This window comes from Stenotrophomonas sp. SMYL86 (genome assembly GCF_036320025.1).
Lineage (GTDB): Bacteria > Pseudomonadota > Gammaproteobacteria > Xanthomonadales > Xanthomonadaceae > Stenotrophomonas > Stenotrophomonas maltophilia_A.
In genome coordinates this window covers 239608-257133 of sequence record NZ_JAWIRU010000004.1, presented here as the reverse complement: position 1 = coordinate 257133, position 17526 = coordinate 239608, and the positions used below count along the sequence as shown (strand labels likewise).

The window sequence follows — 17526 nt, the reverse complement described above, 5'->3', positions numbered from 1 at the left end:
CCGGTGTGGACGGTCTCCCGCGCACGCAGGCGGCAGGAATCCGGTCGATTATAGCCCGCTGGGAGCGCTCGCTGCAATTGCCGGGTCCGGCGCGGTCAGATCGACCACGCGGCCGTCCTGCAGCCGGGCCTGGAAATGGCCACCGGCATAGCCGTCGGCATGGACGGGGAGGGCCCAGCGGCGTTCCCGGCCCGCCAGCAGGTAGCCGGCCAGTCCCGGCAGCAGCAGGGTGCGGCGTCCATCGCCGGCGACGAACGCAAGATCGTGCAGGCGGGCGTGAACGGAACCTGCGTTGCGCAGTCGCAGAAGAGGCTGCGACGTGCCGGGCTCGATCCCGGCATGCAGGTCCGGCCGCGCCAGGGGCGTCGCATGCCCCCGAAACAAGGGCAGCGAGTAGCGTGGCAGGTCCGGTCCGCTGGGGCTCAGGATCACCCGGTAGGCCTGCTCGACGGCAACGGGCGACGTCTCCCGAGGCAGCAGCCAGATGCGTTGACGGGTGCCGGGCGGGAGGTCGAGCCGGGCGGGGCTGGCCAGGATCTGGTCGCTGGGCCGCAGCTTTTCCGCATCGACCTGCTGTTCCCAGGCCAGGATCCGAACCTCGCCCTGCCAGCGGCCGGGCCCGGGGTTGTACAGCCACAGCTCGCCGTGCCCCCCTTCGGCGGGCAGCTGCAGGGTGGTGGGCACCAGGTCCAGCGCCGCAGCGGGCAGTGCCAGCAGCAGTGCCAGCAGGCTCAGCAGGATGCGCATCAGTAGATGAGGGTCACGGCAGGCGCCGCGTCGTCGCTGTCGGCCGGCGGCGCGAGGTCGCGGATCTGTTGCGGAAGCTCGGGCGCGTCGCTGCGCCGGTGCGGTGCCGTGCATCGGGTGTTGCCGGCATCACTGCTGCAGCCCTCGACCACAGTCAGCCGGATCTGCAGGGAGGTGCTGCCGGGATCGGCCCACGCGGGCGTACTGGCGACCAGCATCGCCCCGATCAGAAGTGCGCGAACCACCTGCCATCCACCGTACTGTAGGACCCGTTGCGCGGTATCGGCCGGATCGGCCGAATCTGTAGGCTCGACTGCCAGTCGACTGGTCCTGGCGCAGGAGGGATGCGCACATCCACGCACGGCGTGGATCTACCGAAACCCACCCCGGTGGGTGCCGACCATTCCAATCCATCCCGGTGGATGCCGACCGTTGGTCGGCACACAGGTCAGTAAGTGATCGTCACCTGCACCAGATCGTTGTAGGTACCGGCCGGGGGCTGGCCGGTGACCGGCGGCACCCGGCCATGGATGGTCAGCTGCTGCGCGCTGCCACTTCCGGTGCCGCCAACGGTATCGACGTTGAGGGTATTGCCCCAGCGCAGGCTGCGCGCGGCGTCGCGGTACAGCTCATAGGGGAGGTAGTAGGTGCCGCTGCCAATGGTGGTGGCCATGCGCCGGGTGGTGGAGGCGGCGGGGTTGTTCTGGCCGTTGTTGAGGCTGATCTGGTAGGCGGTGTTCTTCAGGCAGGTCAGCGTGAGCGTGGCGGTCCGGTCGATGTTGGCGGGAATGCTGCCGGTGACGTTGCCGAAGTCCATGTTGGTGGTGACGTAGCTGCCGCATTGCGGCAGCACGTTGGCAGTGGCAGTGAAGCTGAAGGCCGCACTGGCGCTGTTGGTGCCGGTTGCGCCGCCGTTGCAGGCGGCCGGCACGGTGGCGTTGCCGAGCAGGACTTCATTCCAGGCCCAGGTGAGCACCACGTTGGCGCCACTGAAGGTGCTGCTGTAAGCACCCGAAGCGAGGATCTGGTTGGCGGGGATCTGCGCGAACAGCTGCACGGACTGCGCACCGCTGCCGCCGGTCAGCAGCGGCACGTTGTAGCTCATGGTCAGTTCCTGCGCCGGCGGCGTGCCGCGTGGCACCAGGCCGGTGACCTGGCCGTAGCTGGCGTTGTTGTAGAGCTGGAAATTCATGGTGTCGCTGGTGGAAGTGGACATCGTGCGGAAGGTGGAGCTGCTGCCGCCGCCACTGCCTGCGCCGACACCCACGCAGACGCGGACGCCGGTGGTGGCCAGCAGGCTCAGTGCGGCGGTGGTGCAGGTCACCGTGATGTTCAGCGTCGCCGCCGTAGGGCCGGGAGCGTTGCTGTTGATGTTGCCGAACGGCAGGGTCGGGTTCGCGGTTGCCGTGCAGACCGCTGTCGCCTGGGCCGGTAGTGCCGCGAGCAGGCCGGCGAACAGCAGCATGCCGAGCAGCAGCACTCTCATGGCGCCACCTCCGGGATGCACGGCAGCGGTGCCGGCTTCGGCCGGGCGCCGGACGCCACTACCTTGGGCTGCTCGGGTACCTTCACCCGGCACTGGCCGCGGCTGGTGGTGATGTACAGCACGCTGCCGGCAGCGACGTCTTCCAGATACAGCAGGCCGTCATAGCCCACCGTGGCCTGGCGTCCGCCGGGCAACTGCACTTCGCTGCCCACTTCCAGCGGCTGCCCGTCCATGCTCTGCAGCGTCAGGCTCAGAGAGGGCCGCGAGCGCAACTGGAATGTCACGTGGGTCCCAGCGCGCTGGCGCGGCGTCACCCAGTCCTCGATGCGGTCGGCACGCATGTCCTCGGGCAGGTCCAGGGTGTCGATCGAGACCCGGTTGCGCTGCCAGGACAGCAGCGGGCTGACCAGCAACAGGCCACGATCATCGGTGACGCCGATCAGGCGGTTCTCCAGCCGCACCGGCACGTCACCGACACCATTGGTGCTGATCACCGCGAATGCATCGGAGACCTCGCGGGTGGCAAACGCGTGCCCGCCCATCCAGACCAGGCTGCCACTGGCGCTGCCGTAGGCATAGTTGAGCCCGCCCTGGCGCGAGGCCCCGAAGGAGTAGCGGCCGACGTCATTGAGGATGCCGACTTCGGCCAGGCCGCCACTGCCGTCCTCGCCGTGGCGCACCTGCGCGCGCCAACCGATGCCGCCTGCACTGCCATCGCCGGGCACCGGCTGGGTGACGTCGGCCACCCAGGTCTGGCTGTCGCCATTGCGCTGGCTGGACAGGCTGGCCTGGCGGTTGTTGCCCAGGCTGGCGGTTACCGACAGATAAATGCTGCGGTCATCACTCTGGTCCAGGTTCTGGTTCACCGAGAGGTAGGCTGACCAGCGCTGGCTCCAGGTCCGCGACCAGAACAGGCTGGCGTAGCGGTTGTCTTCGCCATCGGGGTAGCGCAGGCGCAGGTAGCTGGCGCTGAGCGTGCCCAGCCGCAGCAGGTCGGCGCCGACCGTGGCCTGTTCGCTGATGCTCGGCGGCAGGTTGCCCTGCAGTGCGCCCAGGTCGCGGTAATCACCATGGCTGCGCACGGTGCGCAGATTGACGTTGAGTCGGCGGTTGTTCCAGCTGTAACCCAGCGCCCACTGGCCACCCTGCAGGCCCTGGTAGTCACTGTGCGCATAGGCGGCGTTGAACACGCCCGCGCCACCCAGCAGCCACCAGCCGCCGATGCCGGCCTGGGCCAGGCCACCACCGCCTTCGGCATGAGCCTCGCCGGTGAACGTGTCACTGATGCCACCGCGCCAGCTGGCACTGGCCACGGTGCGGTCGTCGTAGGCGAAGGAGCGTTGGCCGAAGTCCTCACGCAGGTGGCCGATGCCGGCGGACCAGTCCGACAGGCCCTTGGCCAGCAGCTGCTGGGTGCCATAGAAGCTGAAATCCAGGGTCTGCATGCGGCCGAACGCATCGGTCACCACCACCTGTGCGCTGCCGGTGCCGCTGATCCCCGGCTGTGCGGCCAGCTGGAACGGGCCGACCGGGACCTGGCCGCTGTACTGGCGCAGGCCATCGACGTACAGCTCGACCGTGGACGGCACCACCGCCTGGCCGAGGAAACTGGGCGTGGGGGTCAGCACGCGATAGGGCTGCAGGCCGTAGTTGCGACCGATCTGCAGGCCACCCAGGCGCACCGGACGGGTCCAGTCGACGAAGCCGCTGTAGAAATCGCCGACCTCCAGCGTCATCGCCTGGTCGGGGAAATCCAGGCTCCAGCGCGTATCCAGGCGCACGCTCTCCCCTCGCCAGCGACGGTCGCCAGGCTGCTGGTAGCGCCTGCTGACCGCGGTGTTTTCGAAGGTGCCGTTGCCGACGCCGAACAGGCGCAGTTCGGAGCTCAGGCTGAGGTTGCCCAGCGTATCCACCCGGCTGCCATACACGTCGTAGTTGAGCAGCAGTCCGGGTGAGGCACTGCCCGCGGGCGCGCGTGTCTGCGGGCGGCTGAGCACGGTGGTTGGCAGGGTCAGCTGGTCCAGTGGCACGTCCAGCGCCAGGGTCTGCAGGCGTGCGTCATAGCGCACCACCGCGCCGCTGATCTGGTCCAGATACACCGGTGCATCGCCGTGGGCGTTGAAGCCGAGCTGGCGCAGTACGTCGGGGCTGGCCTGCAGGCGGCCACGGTTCTCGATGAAAGGCAGCAGTCCGCGTGGGGTGCTGTTGAGCGAAACGTCCAGGTACAGCGTCTGGTTGGCGGTCAACGGTGTGGGCGGTGGCAGCATCGCATCGGCGGAGATGCCTGATACATCGGCGGTGGCGGTAGCCGCTGCACCGGACACATCGGCGGCTTGGGTCGCCGCAGGAGCCAGGGCAGCAAGCAGCGCGCCCATCAACGCCTCAGCGAGCCGATGGGGGCGACAGCGGCGTCTGTTCCGACTCGCCATTGAGCTTGGCCGTGATCTGGTCGTTGTCGCGGTCGATCGCCGTGCGCTCGATCGGCCAGCGCATCACCTGCCCGGGCAGCACGTAACCCAGCAGTCCGGGATGCACGATGCGTGGGCGCGTGGGGCTGCCCAGCGCAAGATCGGCGATCTGCGCATAGCTGTTGCCTGCGTTGGCCACCTCGACGCCGTTGCGGCCATCGGGCAACTGCACCAGGCGGGCCTGCAGCTGCGGCGCAAGCTTGCCGGCGGTGGGCTGCACGAACACCGGTATCGAATAGCGCAGCACGAACTGCATGCCGTCGGCGCGGGTGGCCAGGTCGGGCACCTCGTCGACAATCAGCCTGTAGTACTGCTGTGCCGGCGGTGGCGTCCTGTCCGGACGCATCACCCGGACCAGCTGCTGCTGCCCGGCAGCCAGTTCCTGCATCGGCGGGGTGACCACCAGTTCATCGGTGGGCAACAGTTGCTCCTGGCCGTCCTGCTGCACCCAGCGGAACACCCGAACCTGCAGCTTCACCGGCGAGGTGCCACTGTTGGTCAGCCAAAGCTCGCCGGCACGCTGGCGCGCTTCCAGCTGCAGGCTGGTCGGGGCGACCTGCAGGCTGGTGGCTTCAACCGGGGCGGCGAATACCAGGCTCAGGACGAGCAGCGCCACGCCGGTGGCGCGCCACGGGCGGGGTCCGGCCATGCGGGCGTGCTCCATCAATAGGTGATCGTGGCGGTAACCGTATCCAGGTAGTTGCCGGTCGCCGGGTTGTTGGTGCTCAGGTTCAGGATCTGGCCGTAGACGATGTAGGGCACGGCCAGGCCGGTGCCGATGCCAGCCTGGGTGTTGGTGCCGGAGGTGGCACCCCAGACCAGGGTGTGCGCGGCGTCCTGGTAGAGCTGGTAGCCGACGTAGTTGTTGGCGGTCACCGCGGCGTTGGTGTTCTTCATCCGGCGAGTAGTGACGTCATTGGCGGTGCTGGCATTGGCACCCGCATTCAGTGAAATCGTGTACGGGGTCAGTGCCGAGCACTGGGCGGTCACCGTGCCCTGACCCAGGGTGGGGGTCGCGGTGGTCGAGGCCGCCGTGCCGAAGTCAACGTTGGTGGCGGCAGCAGCCGTGATCGTGCAGGCCTTGGTCACCACCAGGGTGACATTGAAGGTGGTGGTGTCTGCGGCCAGGGCCGGGCCGGACAGCAGGACCCCGGCCAGGGCCCAGGCAAGCGGGGAACGAAGCGCGGATCGCATGGACAACCTCCCTGACCCGAAGGTCCGTTGAACAAGGCGAAGGCGGCACGTTCGGCACCGCTTCGGCGACGGTGACCCCAGCTTAGGAGGCGTAAGTGTCTGTATTCCGTGATAAACAGGGAGGCGAAAGGGGGGCGGCGATCACGCTTTCACTTTCCTTGCCGGAACCGTGCATGGCCCGGATCGCCAGTTGGGTGGCGTTCGTTCAGATTGTGGCCGGATCGGCGATAATGGGGGCCATGAGCGTGAATCTGAAAACCCCGCAGGAAATCGAGATGATGCGAATCGCCGGCCGCATGGCCAGCGAAGTGCTCGACATCGTCACCCCCCACGTCAAGCCCGGTGTCACCACCGAGGAACTGGACCGCATCTGCCACGACCACATCGTGAACGTGCAGGGCGCCGTTCCGGCCAACGTCGGCTACCGCGGCTTCCCGAAGACCGTGTGCACCTCGGTCAACAACGTCATCTGCCATGGCATCCCCAGCGAAGGGAAGGTGCTCAAGGATGGCGACATCATCAACATCGACGTCACCGTCATCAAGGATGGCTGGCACGGCGACACCAGCCGCATGTACTTCGTCGGCACCCCGTCGGTGATGGCCCGCCGCCTGGTGGAAACCACCTACGAAGCCATGTGGCGCGGCATCCGCGCGGTGCGTCCGGGCGCGACCCTGGGCGACATCGGCCATGCCATCCAGAGCTATGCCGAAGGCGAGCGTTTCAGCGTGGTGCGCGAGTACTGCGGCCACGGCATCGGCAAGGTCTACCACGATGAGCCGCAGGTGGTGCATTACGGCCGTCCGGGCCAGGGCCTGGTGCTGCAGCCTGGCATGACCTTCACCATCGAGCCGATGATCAACGAGGGCACCCGCTACAACAAGGTGCTGCCGGATGGCTGGACCGTGGTGACCAAGGACCGCAAGCTGTCGGCACAGTGGGAGCACATGATCGCGGTCACCGAGACCGGCGTGGACGTGCTGACCCTGTCGCCGGGCGAGTCGCAGGTCTCCTGACGATGCTGCCGGCGAGTTCGCTGCTGGACACGCCGGCCGCGTCGCTCAACGACCCGGACTGGGCTGCTGCCGCGCGCCAGGCGCTGCAGCAGGCCGACGCGCGCCTGTACCGCCGCTTCGACCAGGGCGACAACATCGAGCGCCTGCTGGCGCTGCGGGCGCGCGCTGCCGACCATCTGATCCGCCTGGCCTGGCAGCGCTGCCTGCCGGCCGACAGTGGCCTTTCACTGTTCGCGGTGGGTGGGTACGGACGCGGTGAACTGTTCCCGCGTTCGGACATCGACCTGCTGGTGTTCGGCGATCCGCCGGCACAGCTGGCCCATGAGGCGGCGCTGGCGCGCCTGTTCGCGCTGCTGTGGGACTGCGGATTGGCCGTCAGCCATGCGGTGCGTTCTTCATCGCAGTGCCGCGAGGCGGCAGCGGACCAGACCGTGCTGACCGCGCTGATCGAGGCGCGCCCGATCCTGGCCGATGATGTGGCGCGCCGCGCGCTGCGCGAGGCCGTCGACGATCGTGAACTGTGGCCGGCGCGCACCTTCTTCCTGGCCAAGCTGGAAGAGCTGCGCAACCGACACCAGCGCTTCGGCGACACTGCCGACAACCTGGAGCCGGATCTGAAGGATGGCCCCGGTGGGCTGCGCGATCTCAACACGCTGGGCTGGATGGCACTGCGTGCCTTCGGCGTGCGTGACCTGGAGGCGCTGGTCGGGCTCGGCCATCTGGGCGCAGACGAAGCCGCAGCACTGAAGCGCGAACGTGCGGTGCTGGCGCGGCTGCGCTTTGGCCTGCATCTGGTCGCGCGTCGCCCGGAAGAGCGCCTGCGTTTTGATTACCAGAAGACCCTGGCGGCACGCCTGGGCTTTGAAGACGATGCCGAGAATCTCGGTGTCGAGAAGATGATGCAGGGGTTCTACCGTGCTGCACTGGTGGTGCGCCGGATCAGCGACCGCCTGTTGCAGCGCTTCGAGGAGCAGTTCGACGGCGAGGCGCAGCCGGAGCCGTTGACCGTGGGTTTTTCCCTGCGCCGTGGTTACCTGGCGGCCAACGAAGCCGACTGGCCGCGCGGCGACATCGGCCAGGTGTTCGCGCTGTTCGCCAGCTGGGCCAACAATCCGCAGGTGCGCGGCCTGCATTCGCTGACCGCGCGTGCGCTGGCCGAAGCGCTGCCACTGCTGCCGGCCTACGACCAGGCTGATGCCGATGCACGCGAGCAGTTCCTGGCGCTGCTGCGCGGCCAGCGCCCGGTCGATACGCTCTCGCGCATGGCGCGGCTGGGCGTGCTTGGCCAGTGGATTCCCGCGTTCGCCCAGGTCAGCGGGCGCATGCAGTTCGACCTGTTCCATGTCTACACCGTCGACCAGCACACGCTGATGGTCCTGCGCAACATCGGCCTGTTTGCCAGCAGCCGTGCCGACGAGCGCTTCTCGATCGCGCACGAAGTGTGGCCGCGCCTGCGCAAGCCCGAGCTGCTGCTGCTGGCCGGCCTGTTCCATGACATCGCCAAGGGCCGTGGCGGCGACCATTCGGAGTTGGGCGCGGTGGACGCGCGCGCGTTCTGCCAGGCGCACGCGCTGAGCACGTCCGATACCGAACTGGTGGCGTGGCTGGTCGAACAGCACCTGCGCATGTCGGTGACCGCGCAGAAGCAGGACATCGCCGACCCGGAGGTGATCCATCGCTTTGCCACCCTGGTCGGCAGCCGCGACCGCCTGGACTACCTGTACCTGCTGACCTGCGCCGACATCGCCGGCACCAGCCCCAAGCTGTGGAATGCATGGAAGGACCGCCTGCTGGCCGACCTGTACTTCGCCACCCGGCGCGCGCTGCGCGAGGGGCTGGAACACCCGGTGCCGGCGGCCGAGCGCGTGGCCGAAGCGCGTGACAGCGTACGCGCGCTGGTGCGCGAGCGGGGTTACGACGATGCCACCATCGATCGCCAGTTCGCGGTGATGCCCGACGAAGGCTTCATCCGCCTGCGCCCGGAGCAGCTGGCCTGGCAGGCTGCCGCGCTGGTGCCGGTGAAGCAGGGCCAGGCGCTGGTGAAGGTACGCCGGATCAGTGTCGACGACCCCGCGCTGGAAGTATTCGTGCATTCGCCGGACCGCGACGGCCTGTTCGCCGCGATCGTGATGACGCTGGACCGCAAGGGCTACGGCATCCACCGCGCACGCGTGCTGGACGGTCCGGCCGATACCATCTTCGATACCTTCGAAGTGAACCCGGCCGATACCTTCGCCGATGGCAGCAGTGCCAACCTGGAAGCGGCGCTGCGCGACGCACTCAGTGGTGACCTGTCGCGCCTGCGGCCGTCACGCCGGGTGGTGCCACGGCAGCTGCGGCACTTCCGCTTCGCCCCGCGCATCGAATTCCGCGATGAGCCGGGCGCAACCCGTTTCGCCCTGGTCGCCCCCGACCGCCCCGGCCTGCTGGCCGATGTGGCGTTCGTGCTGCGCAATCAGGGCCTGCGCGTGCATGATGCGCGCATTGCCACGTTCGGCGAACGCGCCGAAGACACCTTCGTGATCAGTGACGAACACGACCTCCCCCTGACTGAACCTGCCCGGCAGCAGCTGCATGACGCGATGCTGGCCTGCCTGGACCCTGATCGAAACGCCGGAGACCCCGCCTGATGGCCACCAAGCCCGCCAAGAAGACCGCTGCGACCCCCAAGAGCGCAGCGGCCCGGAAACCTGCTGCTGCCGCACCGGCCGCGAAGAAGACCCCAGCGCCGAAGAAGGCCGCTGCGGTGACGGCCCCGGCGAAGAAAGCGGCTGCGGTGAAGCGTGCTGTGAAGAAGCCGGCGCCGACCAAGAGTGCCGAAGCGGTCCGCGCCGAAACCATTGCCCGCAAGTCGCTGCGCAAGCCGTCGGCCCCGGGCGTGGAAGAGCTGAAGTTCGGCATCGAGAGTGCCTTCGAGCGCCGCGCTACCTTGACCCTGCACGAGCTGGAAGGCTCGACCAAGCCGCTGGTCAACCGCGTGATTGACGGCCTGGAGAGCGGAGAGTTCCGTGTTGCCGAGCCGGACGGCCAGGGTGGCTGGAAGGTCAACGAGTGGCTGAAGAAGGCCGTGCTGTTGTACTTCCGTGTCAATGACATGGCCGTGGTCGACGCCCGTCCGGCGCCGTTCTGGGACAAGGTCGAATCGCGCTTCGCCGGCTATGACGAGGCGAAGTTCCGCCGTGGTGGCGTGCGCGTGGTGCCGGGCGCGATCGCCCGCCGCGGCACCTACTTCGGCAAGGACGTGGTGCTGATGCCGAGCTTCACCAACATCGGCGCCTACGTCGGCGAAGGCACCATGGTCGATACCTGGGCCACCGTCGGTTCCTGTGCGCAGATCGGCCAGCACTGCCACCTGTCCGGCGGCGCCGGCATCGGTGGCGTGCTGGAACCGCTGCAGGCCAGCCCGACCATCATCGAGGACCACTGCTTCATCGGTGCGCGCTCGGAAGTGGTGGAAGGCGTGGTGGTCGGCCACCATAGCGTGATCGGCATGGGCGTGTTCCTCAGCCAGAGCACCCGCATCTACAACCGTGCCACCGGCGAAATCACCTACGGTTACATCCCGCCGTACAGCGTGGTGGTGTCCGGCTCGCTGCCGAGCAAGGACGGTACCCACTCGCTGTACTGCGCGGTGATCGTCAAGCAGGTTGATGCCAAGACCCGCAGCAAGACCAGCGTCAACGACCTGCTGCGCGGCCTGGCCGACTGAAGGTGACTGCGCCGGAGGATCTGGCGCAGTCCGCGATCTACCGGCATCCGTCCGACACCCTGGTCGGGCGGATGCTGCCGCGCCTGCTGCACGCCCCGCGCTGGACCCGGCTGCGCCGTGCACTGTCGCGGCGCTGGCCGATGCCGGCGCTGGTCAGTGACGTGCGCGATGTGGTCTACGTGAGCTGGTGGGTGGATGTGCGGCACGCGCCGATGCCACCACCAGACCATCACTACGTGGTCCATGCCGGACGTACGCCTTACACCATCCTCAGCTACCGTCACGGCCACTTCGGGCCCGCGCTGGCTGGGCCGCTGCGTTCCCTGATGCCGTCGCCACGGCAGAGCAACTGGCGCTGGTACCTGCGTCGTGACGACGATCCGGACGGGACGCCGGTGGTGCTGTTTGATCGCAACGTGAAGGACCAGCTGGCCTTCGTCGCCGGCGCGCGCGTTTTCAGCGATGCCATGCAGCCGCATATGTCCACCCGCTTCGAGCATGTGGTGCGCACCGATGGCGATGGGCACACCCTGATCGAAGGTGGGCAGGGCAGTGCGCCGAGGTTGCACCTGCAGTGGCAGGCCGCTGCAGGCTGGGAGGATGTGGCGGCGTGGTCGGCGGCCTTCGGCGGCCACCAGGCCCTGCTGCGTTTCCTCACCTGCCAGGACGAGGCCATCGCCCGTACCTGCGACGGCCGCTGGGCCAGCACCCGCATCGCGCTGCCGGTGGAGATCGCGCAGCTGCAACCGCTGCAGCTGGAAGGCGAACCGCAGTGCCCGCGTCTGCAGGCAATGGGCGTGGCGCTGCACGAGGGGCTGGCCTTCCGGCTGCCACGGGTGCCGTTCCGGGTCGTGTCCGAGCGCCTGTTGTGAGATTCTGGCCCTCTGTTTTCCAGCATCACAGATGGCCATGAGCACCACTGTCTACGGTTTGAAGAACTGCGATACCTGCAAGAAGGCGACCAAGTGGCTGGACCGCTTCGGCGTGCCTTACACCTTCGTCGATTACCGCGAGAACAAGCCGAGCCCGGAAACACTGCTGGCGTGGGCTGGGCAGCTGGGGGGCCTGGCCGCGATGGTGAACAAGTCGTCCACCACCTGGCGGCAGTTGCCGGACAACCGCAAGGCCGCCGACTCCGAGGCCGAATGGAAGCTGCTGCTGCGTGAATACCCGCAGCTGATCAAGCGTCCGCTGGTGGTCACGGCCGATGGCACGGTCAGCCAGGGCTTCAGCGACAACGGTTTCAAGGCCCGCTTCGGCGTGGGTGACGCATGAGTGCGGTCCTCGACCTGACCTGCGAACTGATCGCACGACCCTCGGTGACGCCGGATGATGCTGGCTGCCAGACACTGCTGGCGGCACGCCTGAAGCAGGCCGGGTTCCAGTGCGATCACCTGCGGCTGGGCGAGGTCGACAACCTGTGGGCGACCCATGGCCAAGGCGCGCCGGTGCTGGTGCTGCTGGGCCACACCGACGTGGTGCCGACGGGCCCGCGCGAGGCCTGGGCCAGCGACCCGTTCACGCCGCAGATCCGTGACGGCGTGCTGTACGGCCGTGGCACTGCCGACATGAAGGGCAGCGTGGCGGCGTTCGTGGTGGCGGCCGAGCAGTTCGTGGCCGCACATCCTGATCACCCCGGCACGCTGGCGGTGCTGTTGACCAGCGACGAGGAAGGCGATGCCATCGATGGCGTGCGCCACGTCGCACGGCTGTTCGCCGAGCGCGGCCAGCGCATCGACTGGTGCATCACCGGCGAGCCGTCGTCGACCGCGACGCTGGGTGACCTGCTGCGCGTGGGTCGTCGTGGCAGCCTGTCGGCCAGGCTGCGCGTGCAGGGCGTGCAGGGCCATGTGGCGTATCCGGAGAAGGCACGCAACCCGATCCACCAGGCGGCGTCGGCCCTGGCCGAGCTGAGTGCACGGCGCTGGGACGACGGCTACGAGAGTTTCCCGCCGACCAGCCTGCAGGTCTCCAACATCCATGCCGGCACCGGTGCCAACAACGTGATTCCCGGCGAGCTGGAGGTGGATTTCAACATCCGCTACAACCCGCACTGGGATGCACCGAAGCTGGAGGCGGAGATCACCGCATTGCTGGACCGCCATGGCCTGCAGTACACGCTGAAGTGGCACCGCAGCGGCGAGCCGTTCTACACCCCGGAAGGCACGCTGCGCGCCACCGCGCGTGCGGTGCTGGCCGAGCACATCGGCCGTGCGCCGGAAGAAAGCACCGGCGGCGGCACGTCAGATGCACGCTTCATCGCGCCACTGGGTGCGCAGTGCATCGAAGTGGGGCCGGTCAACGCCAGTATCCACCAGGTGGATGAGAACGTACGCGTGGACGATCTGGAAGCGTTGCCGGGGCTGTACCAGCGCCTGGTGGAACGGCTGCTGGTGGGAACCCCATGACGGAATGAATCCCGCGAGGGTGGGTGCCGACCGTTGGTCGGCACGCCTCCCGCCGGGGCCGCTTCTCTACTCGGAAAAAATAAAGAACGGCGGCTCGACCGCTTTCTTCCAGTAACTTGGCGCGGCCATGTAGAAGTGTTGCGCCTCGGCTCTGGCGAACCAGCGCGCCGCCGCGTCGGTGTCTTTCTCCACACCCGGCGCACTGCGGCCCAGCAGCAGACCGGCGAAGTACTGGCCGAACACATTGCCCTTCTCACCGGCGCGCTGGTACAGCTGCAGCGCACGCGCCGGATCGCGCGGCAGTCCCATGCCTTTCTCCAGCAGCGCGCCCAGGTCGACCTGCGCTTCGGCGTCGCCGCGCTCGGCACGACGCTGGATCTGCGCCACCAGCGGATGCACGGTGTCACCCTGTGCGGCCACCGCATCCGGCAGTCGCGACGACGAACTCGGGTAGCGCTCGTAGATCATTCCGCGCAGGTCCCAGCGCAGCGCCTGCTGCGCGTCGCCTCGCTGGCGGTAGGCCTTGGCGAGCCCGTAGAACGCATAGGGATTGCCGTGGTTGGCAGCCGCCAGATAGGCGCGTTCGCCACGTCGCCAGGACGCGCGCAGGACAGGTGCAGGGTTGATGTGGGGGCTGTCGGCATGCTGCAGCCTGCCGGAGATCCAGATCCGGCCCAGTGCTTCTTCCGCTTTGGTGTTGTGGAAGGTCCAGGGCGTGACCGCGGCAGCACGCTCGTAGTAGGCGACGGCGCGCGGATCGTTGAAACGTTCGAAGGTCTGCGCAGTGTCCCAGGCTCCGTCGAAGCTGCCGTCGGTGCCGCGTTGCTCCAGTGCCTGCTGCTGCGCCAGCGGCAGCGTGGAGGGCGGAGGCAGGGTCTGGCAGGCGGCCAGGCCCAGGCAGAGCAGGGTGGCCAGCGCCGCGTTGCGTCCAGTGCGGTGTTGCATTTCCATTACACGTTTCACGGCGGGCCATTATGCGCGCCGGGGAGTGGTTGCCAACGCAACGGTTGCGCCGTGCCGGAAACCGGGGTAGGGTCGATGCCATGTCGATCCGCCTGGCCACCGCCGTCAATAACAACAACCGCAATAATCTGCGCGCGAATAATCGTGCGCGGCCGATGCGGGACTGCGCCCTGGGTAGATAGACAGCAACACACGCCCGGACACCAGAAAACCCGCATCAGCCGATGCGGGTTTTTTTGTGCCCGGGCGCAGCCCCACCCGGGCCTGGATGGCCGGTCGAACACCCTCCCACCCGTGAAATCCCCCAACAGGAGCTCTCCCATGTGTTCGATCTTCGGAATCTTCGGCCTGCAGGCCGGTGACGATCTTCCCGCCCTGCGCCGCCATGCGCTGGAACTGTCGCAGCGCCAGCGCCACCGTGGCCCGGACTGGAGCGGCGTGTACCTCGACGAAGGTGCGCTGCTGGTCCATGAGCGGCTGGCCATCGTCGACCCGGCCGGTGGTTCGCAGCCGCTGCTGTCGGCCGATGGCCAGCTGGCGCTCGCGGTGAACGGCGAGATCTACAACCACCAGGCTTTGAAGGCGGCGCTGACCACCGCCTACGACTTCCAGACCGGCTCGGACTGCGAGGTGATCAACGCGCTGTATCGCCAGGGCAGTTCGCCGGCGCAGTGGCTGGAACAGCTCAACGGCATCTTCGCCTTCGCGCTGTGGGACCGCGACAGCGGGCGCGTGCTGGTGGCGCGTGACCCGGTGGGCGTGGTGCCGCTGTACTGGGGCCACGATGCCCAGGGGCGCCTGCGGGTGGCCTCGGAAATGAAGGCGCTGGTCGATACCTGTGCCGACGTCGCACAGTTCCCGCCGGGTCACTACTTCGACAGTGCCAGCGGTGAGCTGGTGCGCTATTACCAGCAGCCGTGGCGCGACTACGCCGACGTGCAGGGCCGCCAGGCCGACCTGGCCGAACTGCGCCAGGCCTTCGAGCATGCGGTGGAGCGCCAGCTGATGAGCGACGTGCCGTATGGGGTGCTGCTGTCCGGTGGCCTGGACTCGTCGCTGGTGGCGGCCGTTGCCGCGCGCTATGCGCGTCGCCGCATCGAGGATGGCGGGCAGACCGAAGCCTGGTGGCCGCGCCTGCATTCGTTCGCGATCGGCTTGAAGGGCTCGCCCGATCTGGCGGCCGCGGCGATCGCTGCCGAGGCACTCGGCACCGTGCATCACGGCTTCGAATACACCTTCGAGGAAGGCCTCGACGCACTGCCGGAAGTGATCCGCCACATCGAAACCTACGACGTCACCACCATCCGCGCCTCGACGCCGATGTTCCTGCTGGCACGGCGGATCAAGGCGATGGGCGTGAAAATGGTGCTGTCCGGCGAGGGAAGCGATGAGATTTTTGGTGGCTACCTGTACTTCCACAAGGCGCCGGATGCACGTGAATTCCACGACGAGCTGGTGCGCAAGCTGGACGCGCTGCACAACTACGACTGCCTGCGCGCCAACAAGTCGATGATGGCCTGGGGCGTGGAGCCGCGCGTGCCGTTCCTCGATCGTGAGTTCCTTGATGTGGCGATGCGCTTCGATGCTGCGCACAAGATGGTCGGCGCCGGCTTTGGCGGGCGTCGCATCGAAAAGGCGGTGCTGCGCGAGGCGTTCGACGGCTACCTGCCGGACAGCATCCTGTGGCGGCAGAAGGAACAGTTCAGCGATGGCGTTGGCTACGGCTGGATCGACGGGCTGAAGGCGCATGCCGAAGCACAGGTGAGCGACCGTGTACTGGCGGCGGCCGACAAGCGCTTCCCGCACAACCCGCCACAGACCAAGGAGGCGTACTACTACCGCCACCTGTTCGAGCAGTTCTTCCCCAGCCGTGCGGCCGCCGAAACCGTCCCAGGCGGCAAGTCGATCGCCTGTTCGTCGCCGGCCGCCATTGCCTGGGACGCCAGCTTTGCCGCGGCGGCAGATCCGTCGGGCCGCGCGATCGCCGGGGTGCACGAACAGGCACTGGCCTAAGCCCTCAAAAAGGGGACGGAGGGGATTAAGTCGTTTGTGCCACTAACGACTTAATCCCCTCCGTCCCCTTTTTGTATGATCGCCCCCTGCGCATTGGGGAATGTTCATGGACGTACAGGCAGGTGGCGACGTGCCGCCCACGAAATGGGGATGGCGTTATCTGGCCTGGGCCGGGGTGCCGTTGCTGGCTGGCGTACTGCTGGCGCGGTATGCCGGGCCGGCGGCGCCCGAGGCGGTTGCCCGCGCCACCGCCGCCGAAGGCAGCTGGGCGCAGCACCTTGCCTCACCGCTGGGCTTGTTCCTGCTGCAGCTGCTGGTGCTGCTGCTGGTGGCCAAGGGCGCGGGCGCGCTGCTCAAGCGCTTTGGACAACCGGCGGTGATCGGCGAGATGGCCGCTGGCCTGATGATGGGGCCGCTGGTGCTCGGCAGCTTGTTGCCGCAGCTGCATGGTGCCTTGTTCCCGGCCAGCTCGCTGGGTCCGCTGGGCATGCTCAGCCAGCTGGGCGTGCTGATGTTCCTGCTGGTAGCCGGTGCCGAGCTGGACCTGGCGGCGCTGCGTGGTCGCCGGCGCTTCGCCTTCACGGTCAGTCATGCCGGCATCGCGGTGCCGTTCGTGCTCGGCGTGGCGCTGGCGATCTGGCTGTACCCGCAGCACGGCCCACGGGGTGTGGGCTTTACTGCATTCGCGTTGTTCGTCGGCATCTCCATGAGCATCACCGCGTTCCCCGTGTTGCTGCGCATCCTTGCCGATCGTGGGATCACACAGACGCCATTGGGCCAGACCGCGATCGCCTGCGCGGCATTGGGCGATGCCACCGCCTGGTGCCTGCTGGCCTTGATCGTCGCCGCCGCCCAGGCCAGCGGCTGGTTGCCGGCCAGCCTCAACCTGCTGTGCGTGGTCGTGTTCGTGGCGCTGATGCTGGGGCTGGTGAAGCCGTGGTTTGCCCGCCAGCAGATCGCGCCGGGCCGTGAGGGACGTTGGTTGCTGGGTATCCTGCTGCTGTCACTGGCCAGTGCGCTGATCACCGAGATGCTGGGCATCCACGCGTTGTTCGGTGCATTCGCTGCGGGCGTCGCGGTATCGTCCAACGCGCAGCTGCGCGACCTGTTGATGGCCCGCGTCGAACCGTTCGCGGTGACCCTGCTGCTGCCACTGTTCTTCGCCATGACCGGCCTGCGCATGCGCGCCGATGCGCTGCAGGCCAGCGATATCGTGTTGTGCGTGGTGGTGATCGCGGTGGCCACGGCCGGCAAGCTGCTGGGCACATTCAGTGCCGCTCGCAGCGCGGGCATGCCCACGCGCGAAGCGTGGCGGTTGGGGGCGCTGATGAACACCCGTGGTCTGATGGAGCTGATCGTGCTCAACCTGGGCTACGAGCTGGGCCTGCTCGGCGATCGGCTGTTCGCGGTGCTGGTGATCATGGCGCTGGTGACCACGGCGATGACCGGGCCCCTGCTGAACCTGATCGAGCGACGCCGGGGCTGAGGGCCGGACGGTCGTGCCGGCCGCTGGCCAGCATCC

General features: G+C 67.9%; 15 protein-coding genes. 8 read left to right on the top strand and 7 right to left on the bottom strand.

The genetic code is table 11. The annotated features are described in order from the left end of the window. Window positions 1-48 precede the first annotated feature (48 nt). The 6 genes from V3B64_RS07455 to V3B64_RS07430 all read right to left on the bottom strand — a co-directional run bounded on the left by V3B64_RS07455 (window position 49) and on the right by V3B64_RS07430 (window position 5895). Window positions 49-747, bottom strand: coding sequence for a molecular chaperone (locus V3B64_RS07455; RefSeq protein WP_329913882.1), 699 nt, complete (start codon window positions 745-747; stop codon window positions 49-51). Next, entirely contained in the window at window positions 747-965 is a 219-nt protein-coding gene (locus V3B64_RS07450; RefSeq protein WP_049399532.1) for a hypothetical protein, read from the bottom strand. The genes V3B64_RS07455 and V3B64_RS07450 overlap by 1 nt, the downstream gene beginning before the upstream one ends. A gap of 230 nt (window positions 966-1195) precedes the next feature. Then, the gene (locus V3B64_RS07445) at window positions 1196-2233 is read right to left on the bottom strand and encodes a spore coat U domain-containing protein (protein WP_121503843.1); all 1038 of its coding nucleotides are present in this window, start codon (window positions 2231-2233) and stop codon (window positions 1196-1198) included. After that, window positions 2230-4608: a fimbria/pilus outer membrane usher protein gene (locus V3B64_RS07440; RefSeq protein WP_329913881.1), complete on the bottom strand. Its 2379-nt coding sequence runs from the start codon at window positions 4606-4608 to the stop codon at window positions 2230-2232. Before V3B64_RS07440 ends, V3B64_RS07445 begins: the two co-directional genes overlap by 4 nt. Window positions 4609-4615: 7 nt before the next feature. Next, window positions 4616-5365: a molecular chaperone gene (locus V3B64_RS07435; RefSeq protein WP_329913880.1), complete on the bottom strand. Its 750-nt coding sequence runs from the start codon at window positions 5363-5365 to the stop codon at window positions 4616-4618. Further along, on the bottom strand, window positions 5365-5895 hold the full coding sequence (locus V3B64_RS07430) for a spore coat U domain-containing protein (protein ID WP_032127934.1): 531 nt from the start codon (window positions 5893-5895) through the stop codon (window positions 5365-5367). Before V3B64_RS07430 ends, V3B64_RS07435 begins: the two co-directional genes overlap by 1 nt. A gap of 173 nt (window positions 5896-6068) precedes the next feature. On the opposite strand from V3B64_RS07430, the gene map reads away from it, so the two are divergent. From map to dapE, 6 genes are read left to right on the top strand one after another with little or no spacing between them, the layout of a single operon-like run. After that, the gene (gene map / locus V3B64_RS07425; RefSeq protein ID WP_080355365.1) at window positions 6069-6911 is read left to right on the top strand and encodes a type I methionyl aminopeptidase; all 843 of its coding nucleotides are present in this window, start codon (window positions 6069-6071) and stop codon (window positions 6909-6911) included. 2 nt (window positions 6912-6913) lie between these two features. Continuing rightward, complete coding sequence (locus V3B64_RS07420) at window positions 6914-9541, top strand: [protein-PII] uridylyltransferase (protein WP_032127932.1); 2628 nt, start codon at window positions 6914-6916, stop codon at window positions 9539-9541. Next, a complete protein-coding gene (gene dapD, locus V3B64_RS07415; protein WP_329913879.1) occupies window positions 9541-10620 on the top strand; it encodes a 2,3,4,5-tetrahydropyridine-2,6-dicarboxylate N-succinyltransferase in 1080 nt (359 codons plus the stop codon). The genes V3B64_RS07420 and dapD overlap by 1 nt, the downstream gene beginning before the upstream one ends. 2 nt (window positions 10621-10622) lie before the next feature. After that, a complete protein-coding gene (locus tag V3B64_RS07410) occupies window positions 10623-11492 on the top strand; it encodes a hypothetical protein (protein ID WP_329913878.1) in 870 nt (289 codons plus the stop codon). 31 nt (window positions 11493-11523) lie between these two features. Further along, complete coding sequence (locus tag V3B64_RS07405) at window positions 11524-11895, top strand: arsenate reductase (protein ID WP_180838119.1); 372 nt, start codon at window positions 11524-11526, stop codon at window positions 11893-11895. Further along, a complete protein-coding gene (gene dapE / locus V3B64_RS07400) occupies window positions 11892-13028 on the top strand; it encodes a succinyl-diaminopimelate desuccinylase (RefSeq protein WP_329913877.1) in 1137 nt (378 codons plus the stop codon). Before V3B64_RS07405 ends, dapE begins: the two co-directional genes overlap by 4 nt. Window positions 13029-13094: 66 nt before the next feature. Here dapE and V3B64_RS07395 read toward each other — a convergent pair whose 3' ends face one another. Next, entirely contained in the window at window positions 13095-13973 is an 879-nt protein-coding gene (locus V3B64_RS07395; protein WP_329913884.1) for a tetratricopeptide repeat protein, read from the bottom strand. 339 nt (window positions 13974-14312) lie between these two features. Between V3B64_RS07395 and asnB the strand changes: the two genes are divergently transcribed. Continuing rightward, window positions 14313-16004, top strand: a complete 1692-nt coding sequence (gene asnB / locus V3B64_RS07390; protein ID WP_049399515.1) for an asparagine synthase B — start codon at window positions 14313-14315, stop codon at window positions 16002-16004. A gap of 100 nt (window positions 16005-16104) precedes the next feature. Beyond that, complete coding sequence (locus V3B64_RS07385; RefSeq protein WP_329913876.1) at window positions 16105-17490, top strand: cation:proton antiporter; 1386 nt, start codon at window positions 16105-16107, stop codon at window positions 17488-17490. Window positions 17491-17526 lie beyond the last annotated feature (36 nt).